The organism is Paenibacillus sp. JNU01 (genome assembly GCF_059130585.1).
Genome location: NZ_CP169723.1, coordinates 5,371,928 through 5,389,220, shown reverse-complemented (window position 1 = coordinate 5,389,220; position 17,293 = coordinate 5,371,928). Strand labels below are relative to the sequence as shown.

Sequence of the window (17,293 nt, the reverse complement as noted above, 5' to 3'; positions counted from 1 at the left end):
TGCTTATGCAGGCGGCACGTTTGGCATATCGATCAGCATTGTTATGAGGAGGAACATCTATGCAGCAACCTGGAATACCCAAGCATGATCATCAGCAGATATATTACCGACGCAGCACTGCTCTATGGAAAGCAAGTCTATGCTTCCTTTTCCTTCTCTTGTGTGTGAGCCTATTATGGATCATCGTGGACGGACAAGCCGAAAGACTGGAGACGATATACTATTCCATCGCTGCCGTGCTGGGCATGTGGTTGGTCGGACCGCTATTCTTCATGTTCGTGTCACGACTAACCAGAAGCCCTGCCGTGTTGTTATCCTGGGATGATGATGCGTTGAACACGGGCAAGCGGAAGATTCCATGGAGCCGGATTCGCAAAGTCGAACTTGCATCACCTGCCCGCAGCAAGTGGCTCCTGTCTGCTTCTCCCATGATCGTTCTGTTCCTGAAAGACGGCACCCGGTCTCATATTCAGACCGATCATCTGCTCAGCAAAAAAGAGCTGAACCAAGCGGTGACTTTGCTTCAGGAGACTTTGCATGATCAGCAGCAAGATCATGGACTATCGTGAGGGATGAGACAAGCCTCCCACACCACACATCACTGTGATTTCTCCACACCTATGGACAGGCTGACTCTGTAATTGCCGTAAGGCAGCAATGCTTCCAACAGTTGTCCAAGTTCCTCTGTGGTGCTGGTCTGCACCCGCATCAGATAACAGCCCTCTCCGCTGACGCGATGGACTTCAACGATGTCCTTACGATCAGCAATGAATATACGAAAGGCAGCATGTCTGTTACCGGAGTTCAAGAAAACCGTGACAAAGGCCTGTAGGCCGAGGCCAAGGCGTTCCGGGTTCCATTTTACCGTGTACCCTTCGATTACCCCCAGGTCTTGCAGCTTGCGCACTCTTGCACCGACGGCCTGTCCCGTGAGATGAACCTCTTCACCGATCTCTTTGTGAGAACGTTTGGCATCCTGAATCAGGATCTGCAAAATACGGATATCTGTGTCATCTATCATTTCATTCATCTTGCTTCAGCAATCCTTTCACGGTGAAATTAGCTTAGCCTAATTCCATTCATCATGTTATGTACGCCGTTAAACGGGTTGTATACCATATAGGGTAATACTATTCAACAACCCGAAGGAGTGCAAATATCATGAAAATTCAATTGATTCGCAATGCAACACTGTGGCTGGAATACGGAGGGCTGAACATTCTCGTTGATCCCATGCTGATGGACGCCGAAGTCATGCCCGCATTCCCCAATACACCCAATGAGTTACGTAATCCAAGAGTAGCTCTGCCTGAAACCGAAACGGATTATCTGCATCCAGATCTGTTGATTGTGACACATACCCATCCCGATCACTGGGATGAAGCAGCGGCGAAACAACTTGGTAAAGACATTCCTCTAATCTGCCAGCCTGGGGATGAGCATGTATTTCTGGGTGCCGGATTCACAAATGTAACAGCTGTCGAAGAAAAACATGAGCATCACTCTGTCCGATTCGCCCGCACATCCGGGCATCATGGCACAGGTGAAATCGGAGAACGTATGGGCAACGTGTCCGGTTTCGTACTTGAAGCAGATGGAGAACCCGTCACCTATATCGCTGGGGATACCATCTGGTGCGAAGAACCTGCTGAAGCCATTCGTCAATACACACCTGAAGTCATTATCGTGAATGCCGGAGGCGCACGCTTCCTGGAGGGTGATCCCATTACAATGGACGGGCCTGACGTTGTAGCCGTGAAGCGCCATGCGCCGTCTGCTCATGTCATCGCCGTGCACATGGATGCGATTAATCATTGTATGATGTCTCGTACGGATCTTGCCACTTATCTGACATCCGAGCAGTTGGATGGTCAGGTACTCATTCCGCGTGATGGCGAAAGTTTTGAGTTTTAAGTTTTAAGGTTGGAGGTTGAAGTGCACGCTACGCTGAAGAGAAATAACCTTTCAAACGGGCGGGTGATTGTAACGAACTCAGCACACGCTATTCGTCTGTTTTCGGCTAATCTAATATTCTAACGAATCCTTTACACGTTATTCGCTATCTGGATGTGCTTTTCCCGAGATTTGCCCGTCATTTTACTATGATAAGGTGTCTCAGATTCGTTAAATTTCAACTATAAAGATAATCGACATAATAAGGTGTCCCAGGTTCGTTAGCACGTACGCAGATCACTGTGTACATGCAGTGTGTAACTGCGTAGTGTGTAGTATGTGGTTTGTAGTATGTGGTTTGTAGTATGTAGTGTGTAATACGTACTATTTACTCCGTACTGTGTACTGTTTACTACATGTTCAACACACGTGTTACATCGATACCCTGCTTGCTACGCGTCAGCCACATTATTGCCCGTGTCGCCATGCCTTCTGTTCCCCTATAAAATACGACGAAAAAGCTGGATGCATTGAACTTGCACCCAGCTTTTTTGATACATGAACCAAGCTAACCCGCAGGCATCCCTCTCGGACATCCAACCTGCAATCAGGTTCCCGTGCCTCACCTTTTACCTGATCCCTTATTGCACTTTCAAACGGATCACGTTCCATGACGCTTTCGCCAAGCTCGCTGTAATCAGGGTCTCGGATACCACTGCACCCCCGCGATTATGAGGAGCAACGCGGTTCGGTTGTGCGGCCGTATTCGATGCTTTGAGGTCATCGCTTTCCAGCACGATATGCTCGATCAAGCTGCATTTCCCGAAACTGCGCAGATCCACTTCGAGCGGAAGCGCTTCTTCCAGATGACGGTTGACTGCGAATACAGTCACTTCACCCTGCTCTTCGTTATGAACTGCAATGCCCTCGAGATAAGGAACATCTGTGATTTGTTTGGTATCGTATTTCGGAGATTGGATCAATGGCACCAATGCCGTTCCACGTCCAAATAAGGACGTATGCATGAATGGATAGAAGATCGTCTGTCTCCACGAACCACCGCCCGTCTCTGTCATGATCGGCGCAATAACGTTAACGAGTTGTGCCAGACATGCCATTTTGACCCGATCCGCATGTTTGAGCATACTGATCAACATACAACCAACGAGCAGTGCATCCTCATGGTTGTAGATATCCTCCAGCTGTGGCGGAGCAATCTGCCACGGATCCATTTTGGAGTCACTTTCATGGGAGTGATACCATACATTCCACTCGTCAAAGGACAGATACATGGTCTTTTTGCTGCGTTTCTTCGCTTTAATATAATCACAGGTTGCCTTCACGGTATCGATAAAACGATCCATTTCAAGTGAGCGTGCCAGGAACGTTGGCGTATCCTGCTCCTGATTACCATAGTACTGATGCAGGGACAGATACTCCACATGATCATAAGTATGATCCAGCACGGTTGCTTCCCAATCCGGGAATGAAGGCATATTCAGATTCGAACTTCCGCAGGCTACCAGTTCAATGGTCGGGTCCGTCCACTTCATGACTTTTGCCGCTTCAACAGCAGCACGTCCATACTCTTCTGCCGTTTTGTGACCGATCTGCCAAGGACCATCCATCTCGTTGCCCAGACACCATGTTTTGATCGCATGCGGCTGCTTGTATCCATGCTTGATGCGAAGATCACTATAATACGAACCTTCCGGATGGTTGCTGTACTCTACAATATTGCGGGCTGCATCGGCGCCACGTGTTCCCAGATTAACGGCCATCATGACTTCGGAATTGGCCTGTTTCGCCCAGTCCACGAATTCGTTGAAGCCAAATTCATTGGTCTCAATTGTTCTCCAAGCCAGTTCCAGTCTGCGTTTGCGTTCTGACACAGGTCCAACCGAATCTTCCCAATTGTAACCGGATACAAAATTACCTCCTGGATAACGTACAATCGGTACGTGCAGCTCTTTGACCATCTCCAGCACATCCGTGCGAAAACCCTGTTCGTTCGCAGATGGATGTCCAGGCTCATATATTCCACCATACACGGCACGTCCAAGATGCTCAATGAATGAACCGTATAAACGCTTATCAACTACTCCAATAGTAAAATCTTTGTCTACCGTCATTTTTGCTTTTTCCATAATGAATTTCAACTCCCTAAGATTAATATAAAAATTAATTGATATTCTATGGATCAACGTTCATATTTATATTAAAATCGATTATAGCCTCAATTTCAACCTGAATTTTGCAAAATGTTATTCTTTTTACTGAATTTATGTTTAACTTAATTCTATAAAGACATAATGGAGGAACAACTGTGATCCGAGCAAATACCGATGCCGAATGGCTACCCCTATATGAAGCACTTGCCAGTGAAGTACGTTTACAGATTATCCGCCTTGTTGCCGAGACACCCATGAATGTGAAAGACCTCGCTGCTTCATTGGGTCTGAGTAGTGCCATCGTGACCATGCATGTCCGCAAACTTCAGGATGTGGGCATTATTCAGTCCAAAATGATACGCAAAGACGGTGGCACGCATAAAATGAACAGCCTTGCTGTAGACTGGATTGGCATCTCCATGCCGCAGGAAAGCGGCACAGCCCGCAAGCTGCACGAGGTTTCTGTACCTGTGGGACACTACACCCACTTTGACGTCTATCCGACATGCGGGCTGGCAACGTCCACTCAGGTGATTGGCCAGTACGATGACCCTCGCTATTTCCTCGACCCCGAGCGAATGCATGCCCATATTCTGTGGTTTGGCCGTGGATTTGTGGAATACAAAATTCCAAACTATATTTTATCCGGACAGCAGATCAACGCCATTGAACTTTCCCTGGAGATCGGATCAGAAGCCCCATCCGTTAATCCCAATTGGCCCTCGGATATTACTTTTATGCTCAATGGCATCCGATTGGGTGAATGGACAAGCCCTGGAGATTCAGGCAACGGACGCGGCATGTTTACCCCTGAATGGTGGAGCGACAGTGTCAATCAATATGGCATGCTCAAGGTACTGCGAATCACCAATGAGGGCACATTTATTGATGGACAACACCTATCCGCAATTACACTTTCAGATATCCCTGTCGAACGCAACCAGTGGACCCTTCGTCTATCTGTAGAGGAAGATGCCCAGCATGTAGGCGGACTCACATTGTATGGTGAGGGATTTGGCAACTACAATCAGGACATCCTGTTCCGCCTGTACTATCAGGATTGAATTGTTCGGTTCAATAGATAACACAAAAACACCTCCCACTCGCCCGTCAAAGGCAGAATGGAAGGTGTTTTGTATACCTATAAACATCCGCAGAATATCACAGCGGTTCTAAGAAAGTTCTTGTTCTAACCTACAGCGCACTGCCACCAAACAGGAAGCGGTACTCCCAATGTTTGCCAGAGATATCACTAATCGTTACACCACCGCCGGCGTTGGAATACGTATGTAATACCTTGCCGTCGCCCAGGTAGATCCCTGTGTGCGTAATGGTTGCGCTGGATTTATTCACGCCCGAATACGATGATGCAGAACTGCCTTTATACGACATGAAATACATCAGGTCCCCGCGCTTCAGGTTTTTCCAGTTGGTCTGAACAGCACCCTTAGCTTTCACATATGCTCCCTGTTTACGAGAATCAGCTGGAAGCTTGATGCCAAGTGCATCGATAAAAGCCTGACGTATAAAGCTGGAACAGTCAAACGTAGCTGTGCTGTTACGACTCGCTCCGAATTCATACGGTGTACCCCAATATTTCATACCCGCTGCAATGACTTTTTCTACAGACGCATTACCGGTTTCCGATGTGGCACTATTTGAACCCGACCCGCTTGTACCGCCACTTACAGCTTGTGTGTATTTGGATGAAGAAGATATGTAGCCTGTCCGATTCGCAGAATCCTTAATCTTATACCAATCCGAACCGGATTGCTGAAGCACTGTTACCGTCTCCCCTTTAGCGATCAAGCGAACAACTTTCGCAGAAGAAGAAGGTGTTGTGCGTAGGTTTACGCCCCAAATTACTTTTACTTGTGAATTCTCAACAGCAGCTGCCGATACCTGTGCCGTTAGTGCTCCTGTCGTCAGACTTCCCATCAGCATCGATGCTGTGACACTTGCTGTAATAATTGTTTTCTTCCAATTCATGATGTCGAGTTCCCCCTGATGTTACAGAATTTTAACCTGGGTTGCTTCTCCCCGGCTTGCCCCATTGTAAACGGGCTATCCATAACGTTCATCAGTCAAAAGTCCTGTATTGATGCAGGCGCACTTGAGCACTAAGTAACAGGGTCTGTCCATCCTCTATTGGCAAAAAGCACTGCTGATTCCTTCTTTTACAAAGGTTAAATTATTGTAACTATTTGATATGCTTCATTTTTCACCAATAAAAGAGTTAGGTCAATCCTCATCCAGTACATGGGTCATATGAACTATATTTTAATGTTTAAAATCGCAAATATGGTAAACATTACTATGGTTCAATTTCTAATTACCGTTACCCATTTGAAGGATTATTATAAAAAAAGAAAAAGCCAGGGATTTCTCCCCAGCTTAATCTGTATTTCTCATGTCCTTAATGATCCTACAACTGGTTAAGCAGCTGTTTACTGATTAAGGTTCAATTCCCCATACCTTCGCGCCGTCCTGATAAGCTGTCACTTTCGTCCATGCACTGAAGGCCGTTTGGGTGGAATCAAAGGAATAATCATTCGTTAGATCAAAATTCGTCCAGTTGTTTTTCGAGAAACGCACCTGGATAATTCCGGTCTCGGCACCCGCTGCCAAACTGCCCGCACCCGATTTGAATCCAATCTCCAGATAGGTATCTGCCGTGCCCTTGGCCGGATCGATCGAAACAAAATGTCCTTCCACGTTACTGCTTCCAATCTGGGCATAATCACACCAGAAACTCAGATCAGCCGCACTATCCTTCGTGAAATAATACCGGAGCTTCACTTTGCTCAAGTCCACAGCAGTTGTACCTGTATTCTTCACATTGAACTGTGGAGTGATCGCATTGCCTGAAGTTCCTGAACCACCATTGCGATATTGTACTTCAAGTGCTCCCGTTGTGACCGGAGGGGCTAATGGGGTCAATACCAAGACATTCGAATTCGTCTGACCACTCGTATTCACGGCTACGATTCGGTAATTATATGCCGTACCATTCACCGCTGTAGCATCGGTATACGTCAGTGCAGTCAACCCCGTTGCCAGATCAGCATACGCCCCGTTGCCTACCGAACGCTGTACCTTATAACTTGCTGCTCCAGTCGATGCTGTCCATGTCAGTACCGCCTGGGCATTCCCAGCCGTTCCAGTAAGGTTGAATGCGCCTGGCACAACGACACCTGCGAGTGGTGTTGCAGATGCCTGTGTCGACGGTGCAGACTCACCTGCGGCATTCACCGCAGTGATGACATAATAATACGTTGTACCGTTGGTCAAGCCCGTATCCGTGAATGTTGATCCTGAGACCCCTGTTGCTACAGACGTATAAGGACCACCGTTCACTTCTGCACGTTTCACAGTATACGAGGCTGCACCAGCGGCTGCGTTCCAATTCAGAACCACCTGCTCGCTTCCTCCGGTTGCTGTTACGCCAGCAGGAGCACCGGGCACTTCCACTCCCGGACTATCGGAATCTCCAAGGAGTCGATCATACTCTCCATAAGCTGTAGCCATATCCACCTGTGACCAGAAGCGGTGATACGTAAAGGTAGGTGCTCCGTTCTCCCACTGCTTCGTGGTCGGGTTATACGACGTTTTGTACAGGTTATCCAGGTAAGCCCATGCCGGATCTTGCTTGATGGCCGGGCGCAGGTCGGAGTATCCAATGTATACGCCATTGCCGCCTTTCGCTGGATCGGAAGGTACACCTGCTGTACCTGGAATCGTATTGCCTTGACCAAAGGTTCCGGACCAGTTGGCCGGGATATAGATCTCTTTGGCAAAGAAGCGGAAGTAGTCTTTACGCTCTTCTTCGGTAACGATACCCACACCATCATTGTAATCCCAAGCAGTATCCAACAGAGCTTCCGCCAGATCCTTGGCTTCTTGACCTTTCACACTAAGTGTGCCGTTCTCCGCCTGTGTCCCTGCCGCGAAGAAGGTCAGTGCTTTAACGTAACTTCCCAGAACTCCTGTGTCCTGCACGGGATCTTTGGTCGTTACACGGAAGTTCGGATTTTCCGTAAACGAACTGAAGCCGTTCCATTTGTCCGGTTGACCCTGCCATTCCTGACCACCTGGAATCCAGAACTCTCCTGGAGCCGGTGTTGTCGCTACCTGAACATTGGTTCCACCCAAAATGCGCTGTCCTGCTGCATTCAGATAGTAGCCTTGCGCATCTGTCACCGGACGCTCACCTACAAATACATAGTCCTTGGACCAGTCAATCCACTTCGTGATCACTTTCTTGGCCATCTGGAAGTTCTCAGAGGACAGATCACCGCTCTCGGCAAGAATATAATACATCTCGGCTACACGCTCCAGCGGCCATGCCTGGAATCCAAACCATGTGTTGGAATCCGGGTCACGATACACGGGTGCTTCTTGATAGGCCATGTCATAGAAGGTACTAATTCCTGCCGGATAGGCCCCATAGGAACCACCGATACTGTTGGTTGCCCCCCCGCCAATGGCTCCTTCATGGGATTGTAGCCATGTGTAGAATTCCAGCTGACGTTTGAGCGTGGCATTCCAATCTGCCTTCGCTGTTGCTGATTCAGGAATCAGGCCGCCAGCCGGGTCAGACAAGGCATAGGCTGCAACCGGGTTTTGATAAGCCTGATGGGTGTGACTCGCTCCAATGCGCCAAGCCCAATCCCCACCTTGACCCAAACCACCGCCCCATGACGTATACCAAGCCATGAGATACATGTTGGAATCTTTACCTGTACCCGGCGTCGGTGTACCGTTCTTAGCACTTCCAATTTTCTGGAAGTATTTATCATACATGCCATAGCGCAGGTAGTCGCCCATCTTCTTCGCTTTATCCAGATATTCCGGGTTGTTGTATCCCATCTCTTTCGCCCAGTACAGAACCTGAACAGCACGTGCATCGGCATCCGTTGCGTTGGTGTAACGCCATTGCGCTGACGGTGTCTGATTTTCCTTTGTGAACAAGCTCATAAAGCCTTCGTTTGCCTTACCAAAGGATTTATCATCCTGGGATGGATGCGGAATCGCTTCCCACACAGATTCCTGCTCCCCACGCTGGAATGTGTTCACATAGGTAGCCGTATGGGATGGATTCAACAGGTTACCGTATCCATACCAGTTATCCACATCCACCAGCCAGTGCATGAGATAAGTCTGATTGTCACCATAGGTCGCCTTCAGTTCAGCATCAATCGGATCTTTACCCGCTGCATACTGCCCATTAAGTTGCGATGGATATTGATCCGGGAATGGTTTTTCCCCTGCATACGTAGCAGGGCTGTTCGGGTTGTATGAGCTCATCGTCGGCTGCTCTTCCTTGCCGTCACCTTCGTTGACCGGGATAATGAATTTTTCCATACTGTCCCATGCTTCTTCCAGTTGGGACCAGTCTCCCGTATAGTGACCATACATGGTCTCTAGCCATAGCCAGTAACTGTATGCCTCGGACGTCGTCATATGACCATAATCCGGGGCCTCACTCAGCAGGGTCTCAATGGAATGATAAGGCAGACCCTCTGGCGAGAAATATCCGTTTGCCGGATCTTTCAACTGTTCATACAATTGCAAAAACCGGGCTTCATTGATGCTGTCGGACTGAATCTCGATGGCCTGATCTGCGGCGTGTGCCGTTTGCGGCCCTGCCCACAGTCCGGTGTATCCGGTCAACATGACAGTACCCGCCAGCATGGCTGTTAAACTTTTTTTCGCAGCTGATTTCAACATTGATATATACCTCCCTGGAATAGTGGAATATAAATGCGTGTTCAAAAAGAGCGGTTTTCAGTACCGAGAAGATGGGATGAAGCTAGAAATGGAGTAGCGCAGCGTAGGGAAAACTACGTGAGCGACCACAATGTTTCCCAAGGAAACATTCTTCGTAAGCCTCCCACTTATTTCGGCTGAATTCCATATTCGATGCTGATGATGCCACCAGGCATCCTTCGTAATCAAAAGCGAACTTTTTGAACATCCTCTATAAGTGCTGTTGGTCTGCCCATGCTGCTCTTCGACTTATGACATTCAGCCAGTTACGGCTCCAAGCCCCATACTTTGTTGGTTCCCTGATACGCGGTTACCTTGTTCCATGTGGCAAAAGCCGTCTTGGAGGCATCATAGGAATAGTCATTACTTTGATCGAAATTGCTCCAGTTATTTTTGGAAAAGCGTGTCTGGATCACGCCGGTCTCTGCTCCAGCGGCCAAACTGCCTGCTCCGGACTTGAAGCTGATCTCCAGATACGTATCAGCTGTACCCTTCGCCGGATTCACCGCGACAAATGTTCCTTCAACATTGGCCGTACCCATCTGGGCATAATCACACCAGAACGTCATATCATCGGTACCATCCTTGGTAAAATAATATCGGATCTTCACTGTACTAAGATCGATTGCCTGTGTGCCGGTATTTTTCACATTGAACTGCGGGGTCACCGCATTGCTTGAATTCCCGGACCCTCCACTGCGGTACTGCACTTCGAGTGTATCCGTCGTCACCGGAGGTGCAGAAGGCGTCAGTGCCAGGACATTGGACAGCGTCTGCCCGTTCGCATTCATGGCTGCAATCCGGTAATTGTACGTGGTGCCATTCAGCGCAGTCGTATCCGTGTAAGTCAATATGGACAATCCGGTTGCCACATCCGCGTATGTTCCTCCTGCCACCGAACGTTGTACCTTATAGCTGGTAGCGCCCGAAGCTGCTGTCCAGGTCAGGACCGACTGTGCATTGCCAGCCGTCCCACTTAAAGTCAGTGCTCCCGGCACTGTTGAAGCTGCTTGCGGCGTAGCCGACACCTGCATAGAACCCGATGATTCCCCTGCTGAATTCACGGCAGTCACTACATAATAATAAGTGGTTCCATTCGTCAGCCCCGTGTTCGTATAGGTCAATTCATTCACACCCGTCGCGACAGTGGTATATGGCCCTCCACTTACCTCGGAACGCTTCACCGTATACGATTCAGCCCCGGAACCAGCTATCCAGGTCAGGTTAACCTGACTGCTTCCCGCCACAGCCTGCACGCTAGCAGGTGCGCTTGGAACCGTAACTGGTGCCACACCAGGCTCCTGTCCGTACACCTTCACTCCGGCATCATAGACTGGAAGGTAGATGCTCTTCACAGGATTGCCTGTGGTCAGCGACTGGAACGAATGGTCATTGTTTGCATTCCATGCGCCCTGTGGGCCTGTAATGCGGAACTGTACTTCTTTGCAATAATTCCCTTCCCCACCGGGATAGATCTTCGTATTACCAAAGTTCGCCGTAATCGCATAGATATGCTGGGCTGCATTCACCACAACCGGTTGGGATACCGTCGCTCCCTCCGTATAGGAGGTGGTAACATGAACGTCCGATACAGTACGTCCAGCAGCATACACTTCACTCAAATCCAGGAAATATTTAAAAGAAAGTTGATCTCCCATTCGGGCAGGCCAAGCGGAACGATTATTAAGCTGTGCCCGGATTTCCGTATAATTGGAACCGGATGATTTGATGGCAGCTTCCACAAAGAACTCCTCACCCTTGACCTCAGGTGCAGGGAAATTCGCAAGGGGTTGATGATTCTGACCAAACAATAGATTCATCTTTGCCAGTGCACCAGTAAAACCGGCATTGTAATCAGTTGCCACCTCATTGCTCACATAATCTCCGATATCATCGGTATATCCATCTGATGCATCCGGTCCGCCGACCATGGCACCATACAGAATGTGGCGATGGTTAGCCGGGATATCCTCGTTATTCAGCCACGAACCGTGAGCGGTTCGATGATGCGGATGTTGGGGTGCATTTTGACCGTATCCGACCACATAACTGCTCTGACGCGGGTTATCACCCAGAATATAATTCATCTGCGAGACGGCGAAATCCTGATATCTTGATTTTTTCACAGGATCACTGACCCAGTCGGAGTATACGAAAGAAATAAAGGCTGCATTCGCTGCATAACGGAGCGAGCCCCATTGATCCAGCCACGCAAGACCTCCTGGCGTATACTTGACTCGTGTCCCATTAACTCCAACTGTCCAGTAATCCAGGTTGCGTTCTGTCGACTGAATAAATCTCGTCGCCTCCGGCATGTTCAAGCTGGACGTAATCCGGGCAAGCAGGATCTGGGCACCATAATGTTTACTGTCCCAACCTTGTGTCCAGGTATACGGCCAATTGGCTGAGCCTCCGCTAGAAGACCAACGGTCCGTAGCTGCAATGGCTTTGGACAAGTAAGCGCTATCATTAGTGGCTAAATATAACCATGCTCCACCCCATGCCAGCTCGTCTTCGTATCCTGTCCACGAGTTATAGAACGCTGCGGCATCCGTGATACAATCGGTGTATTCCCCACGATAAGTATCTGCAAAGTTGTACAGCTCTTTGGCATGTTGGAGCAGTCTGGCCGAGTATGCCGGATCATCATCTGCAAATACAATCGACGACGCTGCCAGCGCTGCCGCCGTTTCTGCCGCCAGATCACTGCCTGGGCAGGAAGCATCAATCTTAAACGACGGACGGTTCATCTGCATGACCTCTGCCGGTCCCCACCAGGCATGATCCGTATTACCTGCTCCGACTTGTCCCCATAATTCATTTAGTTTCGTATGCGCTTTCATAAAATAGTCGGTCGCCCATCGGATATTATCCTTGATCTCCTCCAGTTGTCCTGCCTGTTCATATCCGTCGCCGTATTCCACGACAGACCAAGCGAGCATCGTAGCGGAAGCAGCCATCGGAAAGCCGAATTTCACATGATCCCCGGCATCATACCACCCTCCGGTCAGATCGACGCCTACATCAGACCCATCCTGCATGCCTGAATTACCACGCCATTCGACCCGATTATTTGCTGGTAATGGCCCCGAACGCTGGGCTTCATAGAAGTAAATGGCTTTTTGCAGTGCTTCAGCATAGTTCTGATCTCCGGCGGCCGCATCCGCCTTACGAAGTCCTGTGTTCATCGAGAAACTCCCTGCCAATAATCCTGCCGATAACGCGATCATGGCGACTCGTCTCCACCAGCTCCCCTTCATGTTCAACTATTCATCTCCTCTTCATGAATATTCCTTATGCATTACTCTGAACTGCAAGTTTATATCGCTCCTCTCCATGGTGTATTTGAGTGTAAGTTCCACCATTAATTACCATTATAGCCGTTTGTTTTACTAGCTATATAAGCGTTGGTGACTTCTGAAATAACATTGTTGTGACCTAGTCTGCGTCAAACGACAAAAAAAGCTGTTTCTCTAACCCATATACGCGTTAGAGAAACAGCTTCTCGCCCTTGCTATAATCAATACCACAAATTAAATGGCATTCTGACCATTCCGTCTGTATGTTCTTCTACCCTTAGGTATCCAAACATCTTAATGATTATACTTTGAACTTGTTAATCTGCTCCTGCAGTTCTTCAGCCATTTTGGATAATGAACCTGCAGATGAAGCGATCTCTTCCATGGAAGCCAACTGCTGTTGAGTTGCGGCAGACACATTATGAACCCCGCCTGCTGCCTCTCCGGCGATGTTGGAGATCTGACTTACATAGCCTACGACTTCAGTCGTACTCGCTGACATTTCTTCTGAACCAGCGGATACTTCTTGAATTTCACCCGCTACTTTGTTAACCGCATCCGAGATCTGTTCGAACGCTTGTCCTGCCGCAGTAACCATCTCGATTCCTGCTTCCGTCTCACTGCTGTTCACTTTGACTGCCTGAACAGCATGATCGGTATCTTTCTGAATCAACTGAACGAGATCCGTAATCCGTTGGGCTGATGTGGAAGATTCCTCAGCAAGCTTACGCACTTCTCCTGCAACTACAGCAAAACCACGTCCATGCTCTCCTGCTCGTGCGGCTTCAATGGCTGCATTCAGTGCAAGCAGATTGGTCTGCCGGGCAATGTTGTTGATTACCTCGGTAATGGTTCCAATCTCTGCTGAACGTTCCCCCAGCCCTGTTACCAACTCTGTAAGTGAAGCAATGGAATTTCGAACAGAACCCATCTGTTCAACCGCTTGCTGAATGATCATGTTCCCTTCGGAAGATTGATTCGCCGCATCCACAGCAGATACAGATACACTCTGGGCAAGCTCAGCAATCTGCTCCGACCCGAGAGCCATCTCATTCATCGCCTGTGAAGAACGCTTCACAATATCGACCTGATCGGACGTACCCACAGCCAATTCCTCTACCGTTTGGGAGATCTGTTCCGAAGCTTGGGTATTCTGCTCCGCACTTGCAAGAAGCTCTTCCGATGAAGCAGCTACCTGTTCGGAAGTCATTGATACCGATTCAATCATCTCGCGCAGATTACCCGACATGGTATTGAAGGAATTAGCCAACGTGCCTAATTCATCCTTATTCTTCAGTACAATTTTCTCGCCTGTCAGATCACCACTTGCTATTGCCATGGCAGCTTCATTCATCTTTTTGATTGGACGTGAGATGATGCTTGCAATGAAGAAGGCAATGAACATCGCAACCAGGAAGGCAAAAATTGTCACAGCCAAAATTACATTAAATGTATTTTCCGCAAGCAAAACAGACTCATTTGTTGCAGCATCCGATCCTTCATTGCCCAAATTAATTAACTTGGTGATAGAGTCATTTGCTGTGTACCACATCGGATAAGCCTCTGTGTGTAAACGACTAGACTCATCATAATTGTTGTTCAAACCAAATTCGATAAATGCCGGCATTTTCGCTACATAAGCATCATAATTCGTACTAAAATCATTATAGAGCTTAAGCGCTGCATCGTTGTTTGCAATCAACGTTTGTAACTGTTTACGCTCATCTTCAATCTTGGTAAGCAGCAACTGTAGCGCTTCGTTCATCTTAGCCGACTCATCTTCGTTCTGTTCAACGATGATTCCCAGAGCCAAACGCTCTACATCGGAAATATCACCATTCATCTTTCCCAGTAAGCTCACACTCGGCATCCAGGTCTGATCCACTTCATTCGCCTTGCCAGACATACTATGAATCTGGACTAATGCATAGCCACTTACAAAAACCAGCAGAATTACGACTGCCAGAAAACCAGTCAATAACTTGCCTCGAATCGTTAACCTCAATTTCCCCAACATATTCCCCCGCGTGTCTTCCACATTCCCCACTCCTCAACTTAGCGCATAAACTAATGCATATGAATAATATATCGTCACCTCTAGTCATGAATTGTAGATGTCAGAATTCAATTTCTGCAAATCTCATGTAACTTCGAAAATAAAGCAAAAGAAGCCTCCAATCTTTGGCAGAACCAGAGATATAAGACTTCTTTCATTAATAATAACTACCATCAATTTACTAGACATTTCTTTCAATCGCTACCCAAAAACACGCCGGTGTATGTTAATGAAGAAGTCAGGTATCGACTTGGTATAATTGCGGGTTGTAATCAGAACCACACTGAGCAGACTACCGAGAAGGAATCCCCCCAGGATATCTCCTGGATAATGCACACCAACATATATACGAGACACTCCAGTCAACGCAGCAAGTAACAGCATCCATAACCCAAAGCGACGTCCAATAAAGAATGAAGCAGCCGCTAGAGCAAATACGAAGGAAGCATGCTTACTTGGAAAAGATGGATCAGGTACATGAGCAACCAGCTGATGTACGTTTCCCTCCACAAAAGGTCTTGGATGTCCTACTGCTGGTGATATGCCCCATTTGGCCAGAACTAGCGCTACAATGGAAGCCACGCAGGCATAGAAGACGATTCGCTGTTTTGATGGATCACCGAGAAACCATACAATAATGAGCAGTGCAATCATAACCCAGACCGCATACTCCGATGATGCAATCATAAACCAGTCCAGAAATGGAATCCGGTCTGCAAACTGATTAATCCAATGAAATACGGATTGATTCATAACTAGCTTTTAATACCTCCATTACACACAACAAGATTATTTTTTACATATTAAATATTCACTAACTATTTGTCAAACAATCCTCACATTGACCGAAGTTACGAAATCAAAGAGGACATTTTTCTTTCTTTTTGTTAAACTAGTTTGGGTTACATATCAGTTCAAACATAGAAAGGTGAAGATTATGCTTAAAAAATGGTTATGGGGTACAGCCCTGACCCTGATGCTTGCTGTCACAGGGGTCGTTGTATATTACGGATATTCGATTGTTCATTTTGCCAATAGCATCTCAACCACTTCCGGGACTTCATCCAACGCTTCCTCATCTGGCACAGACAGCGACTCAGATACCCCAACGAGAACGATTCCCAGATGGGAGGGCCAGGAACGGGTGAACATTCTGCTGCTTGGCGGAGATTCAAGAGGTGACGATGCGGGACGCTCAGACTCGGTCATGGTCGCTTCTATTGATCCCGTCACGAAGAAAGCCCATCTATTCTCCGTACTGCGAGATACCTATGTCGCAATTCCCGGTCATGGAAAGAGCAGGCTCAATGCAGCTTTTTCCTACGGAGGTGCAGAGTTGACCAAACAAACCGTCAGTGATCTGCTCGGTATTCCCATTCAGCATTATGTGTACACGGACTTTACAGGCTTCATGGCACTCGTTGATGCGGTAGGTGGTATTGAGATTGATGTTGAGAAAGATATGTATTACACCAGCAAAGCAGATAAACATATGTATGACATCGATTTAAAAAAGGGATTGCAGCATATGGATGGCAAAACAGCCCTTCAATATGTTCGTTTCCGCCATGATGCTACCTCGGATTTCACCCGTACCGAACGGCAGCGAATCTTCATGACCGAACTGGCCAAAAAGATGCAGAGTACCACTTCGCTCTTCAAAATCCCGGATATCCTGGAAGCGATCGCACCTTACATAGAGACGGATCTTAGTCCGACCCAGATGTTGAAACTGGCGTCCCTTGGCTTCGATATCCATGCGAACGAAATAGACCAGCAGCAGATTCCACCGAACAAGCTGCTCACCAATGAACTGGTAGGCTCCGCTCAGGTGCTGGGTGTCGATGTAAGCAAACTCCAGTCCTATATTCAGAAACTGTTTGAAGAAGATGCTGCGCCCTCGGAGTCTTCATCATCAGATGAACAGAACTGAGAATAACAGAGTTGAAAATGAAGCGATTATTAAACAACGTATATTTCAGTTTAATACCCACAAAAGAAGACGGCTTCGGCCGTCTTCTTTTGTACCTATTTTCCCCATTTAATGCAGCCTTAATGTTTAACAGGTACCCTTATATGATGAACTCCGGTTCCTGGAGGGAGGA

At 47.8% G+C, this 17,293-nt stretch carries 11 protein-coding genes; 4 read left to right on the top strand and 7 right to left on the bottom strand.

All coding sequences use genetic code 11. The features are described 5' to 3' along the window. Nucleotides 1-59: 59 nt before the first annotated feature. Nucleotides 60-569: a DUF5381 family protein gene (locus tag NLBNIHML_RS23365; RefSeq protein ID WP_494352884.1), complete on the top strand. Its 510-nt coding sequence runs from the start codon at nt 60-62 to the stop codon at nt 567-569. A gap of 29 nt (nt 570-598) precedes the next feature. Here NLBNIHML_RS23365 and NLBNIHML_RS23360 read toward each other — a convergent pair whose 3' ends face one another. Then, complete coding sequence (locus tag NLBNIHML_RS23360; protein ID WP_339259299.1) at nt 599-1,030, bottom strand: Lrp/AsnC family transcriptional regulator; 432 nt, start codon at nt 1,028-1,030, stop codon at nt 599-601. A 131-nt stretch (nt 1,031-1,161) separates the two neighbouring features. On the opposite strand from NLBNIHML_RS23360, the gene NLBNIHML_RS23355 reads away from it, so the two are divergent. Further along, on the top strand, nt 1,162-1,914 hold the full coding sequence (locus tag NLBNIHML_RS23355) for an MBL fold metallo-hydrolase (RefSeq protein WP_339259297.1): 753 nt from the start codon (nt 1,162-1,164) through the stop codon (nt 1,912-1,914). A gap of 620 nt (nt 1,915-2,534) precedes the next feature. On the opposite strand, the gene arfA is transcribed toward NLBNIHML_RS23355, so the two are convergent. Next, nucleotides 2,535-4,040, bottom strand: a complete 1,506-nt coding sequence (gene arfA, locus NLBNIHML_RS23350; protein WP_339240155.1) for an arabinosylfuranosidase ArfA — start codon at nt 4,038-4,040, stop codon at nt 2,535-2,537. A gap of 182 nt (nt 4,041-4,222) precedes the next feature. On the opposite strand from arfA, the gene NLBNIHML_RS23345 reads away from it, so the two are divergent. Next, the gene (locus NLBNIHML_RS23345; protein WP_445252963.1) at nt 4,223-5,128 is read left to right on the top strand and encodes an ArsR/SmtB family transcription factor; all 906 of its coding nucleotides are present in this window, start codon (nt 4,223-4,225) and stop codon (nt 5,126-5,128) included. 130 nt (nt 5,129-5,258) lie between these two features. On the opposite strand, the gene NLBNIHML_RS23340 is transcribed toward NLBNIHML_RS23345, so the two are convergent. From NLBNIHML_RS23340 to NLBNIHML_RS23320, 5 genes are all read right to left on the bottom strand, one after another. Then, nucleotides 5,259-6,053, bottom strand: a complete 795-nt coding sequence (locus tag NLBNIHML_RS23340; RefSeq protein ID WP_339240152.1) for a C40 family peptidase — start codon at nt 6,051-6,053, stop codon at nt 5,259-5,261. Nucleotides 6,054-6,518: 465 nt separating this feature from the next. Beyond that, entirely contained in the window at nt 6,519-9,794 is a 3,276-nt protein-coding gene (locus NLBNIHML_RS23335; RefSeq protein WP_494352883.1) for a glycoside hydrolase family 48 protein, read from the bottom strand. A 305-nt stretch (nt 9,795-10,099) separates the two neighbouring features. After that, nucleotides 10,100-13,021, bottom strand: a complete 2,922-nt coding sequence (locus tag NLBNIHML_RS23330; RefSeq protein ID WP_494354749.1) for a glycoside hydrolase family 9 protein — start codon at nt 13,019-13,021, stop codon at nt 10,100-10,102. Nucleotides 13,022-13,433: 412 nt separating this feature from the next. Next, on the bottom strand, nt 13,434-15,149 hold the full coding sequence (locus NLBNIHML_RS23325; RefSeq protein WP_494354748.1) for a methyl-accepting chemotaxis protein: 1,716 nt from the start codon (nt 15,147-15,149) through the stop codon (nt 13,434-13,436). A gap of 240 nt (nt 15,150-15,389) precedes the next feature. Further along, the gene (locus NLBNIHML_RS23320; RefSeq protein ID WP_494352882.1) at nt 15,390-15,941 is read right to left on the bottom strand and encodes an undecaprenyl-diphosphatase; all 552 of its coding nucleotides are present in this window, start codon (nt 15,939-15,941) and stop codon (nt 15,390-15,392) included. Nucleotides 15,942-16,125: 184 nt separating this feature from the next. On the opposite strand from NLBNIHML_RS23320, the gene NLBNIHML_RS23315 reads away from it, so the two are divergent. Next, entirely contained in the window at nt 16,126-17,121 is a 996-nt protein-coding gene (locus NLBNIHML_RS23315; RefSeq protein ID WP_494352881.1) for an LCP family protein, read from the top strand. Nucleotides 17,122-17,293 lie beyond the last annotated feature (172 nt).

Excerpts from the sequence above, each read along its gene's own strand:
- NLBNIHML_RS23330 (WP_494354749.1), bottom strand. The coding sequence starts at position 13,021 with ATGAACACAGGACTTCGTAAGGCGGATGCGGCCGCCGGAGATCAGAAC.
- NLBNIHML_RS23360 (WP_339259299.1), bottom strand. The coding sequence starts at position 1,030 with ATGAATGAAATGATAGATGACACAGATATCCGTATTTTGCAGATCCTG.
- NLBNIHML_RS23320 (WP_494352882.1), bottom strand. The coding sequence starts at position 15,941 with ATGAATCAATCCGTATTTCATTGGATTAATCAGTTTGCAGACCGGATT.
- NLBNIHML_RS23340 (WP_339240152.1), bottom strand. The coding sequence starts at position 6,053 with ATGAATTGGAAGAAAACAATTATTACAGCAAGTGTCACAGCATCGATG.
- arfA (WP_339240155.1), bottom strand. The coding sequence starts at position 4,040 with ATGGAAAAAGCAAAAATGACGGTAGACAAAGATTTTACTATTGGAGTA.
- NLBNIHML_RS23315 (WP_494352881.1), top strand. The coding sequence starts at position 16,126 with ATGCTTAAAAAATGGTTATGGGGTACAGCCCTGACCCTGATGCTTGCT.
- NLBNIHML_RS23365 (WP_494352884.1), top strand. The coding sequence starts at position 60 with ATGCAGCAACCTGGAATACCCAAGCATGATCATCAGCAGATATATTAC.
- NLBNIHML_RS23325 (WP_494354748.1), bottom strand. The coding sequence starts at position 15,149 with ATGTTGGGGAAATTGAGGTTAACGATTCGAGGCAAGTTATTGACTGGT.
- NLBNIHML_RS23355 (WP_339259297.1), top strand. The coding sequence starts at position 1,162 with ATGAAAATTCAATTGATTCGCAATGCAACACTGTGGCTGGAATACGGA.
- NLBNIHML_RS23335 (WP_494352883.1), bottom strand. The coding sequence starts at position 9,794 with ATGTTGAAATCAGCTGCGAAAAAAAGTTTAACAGCCATGCTGGCGGGT.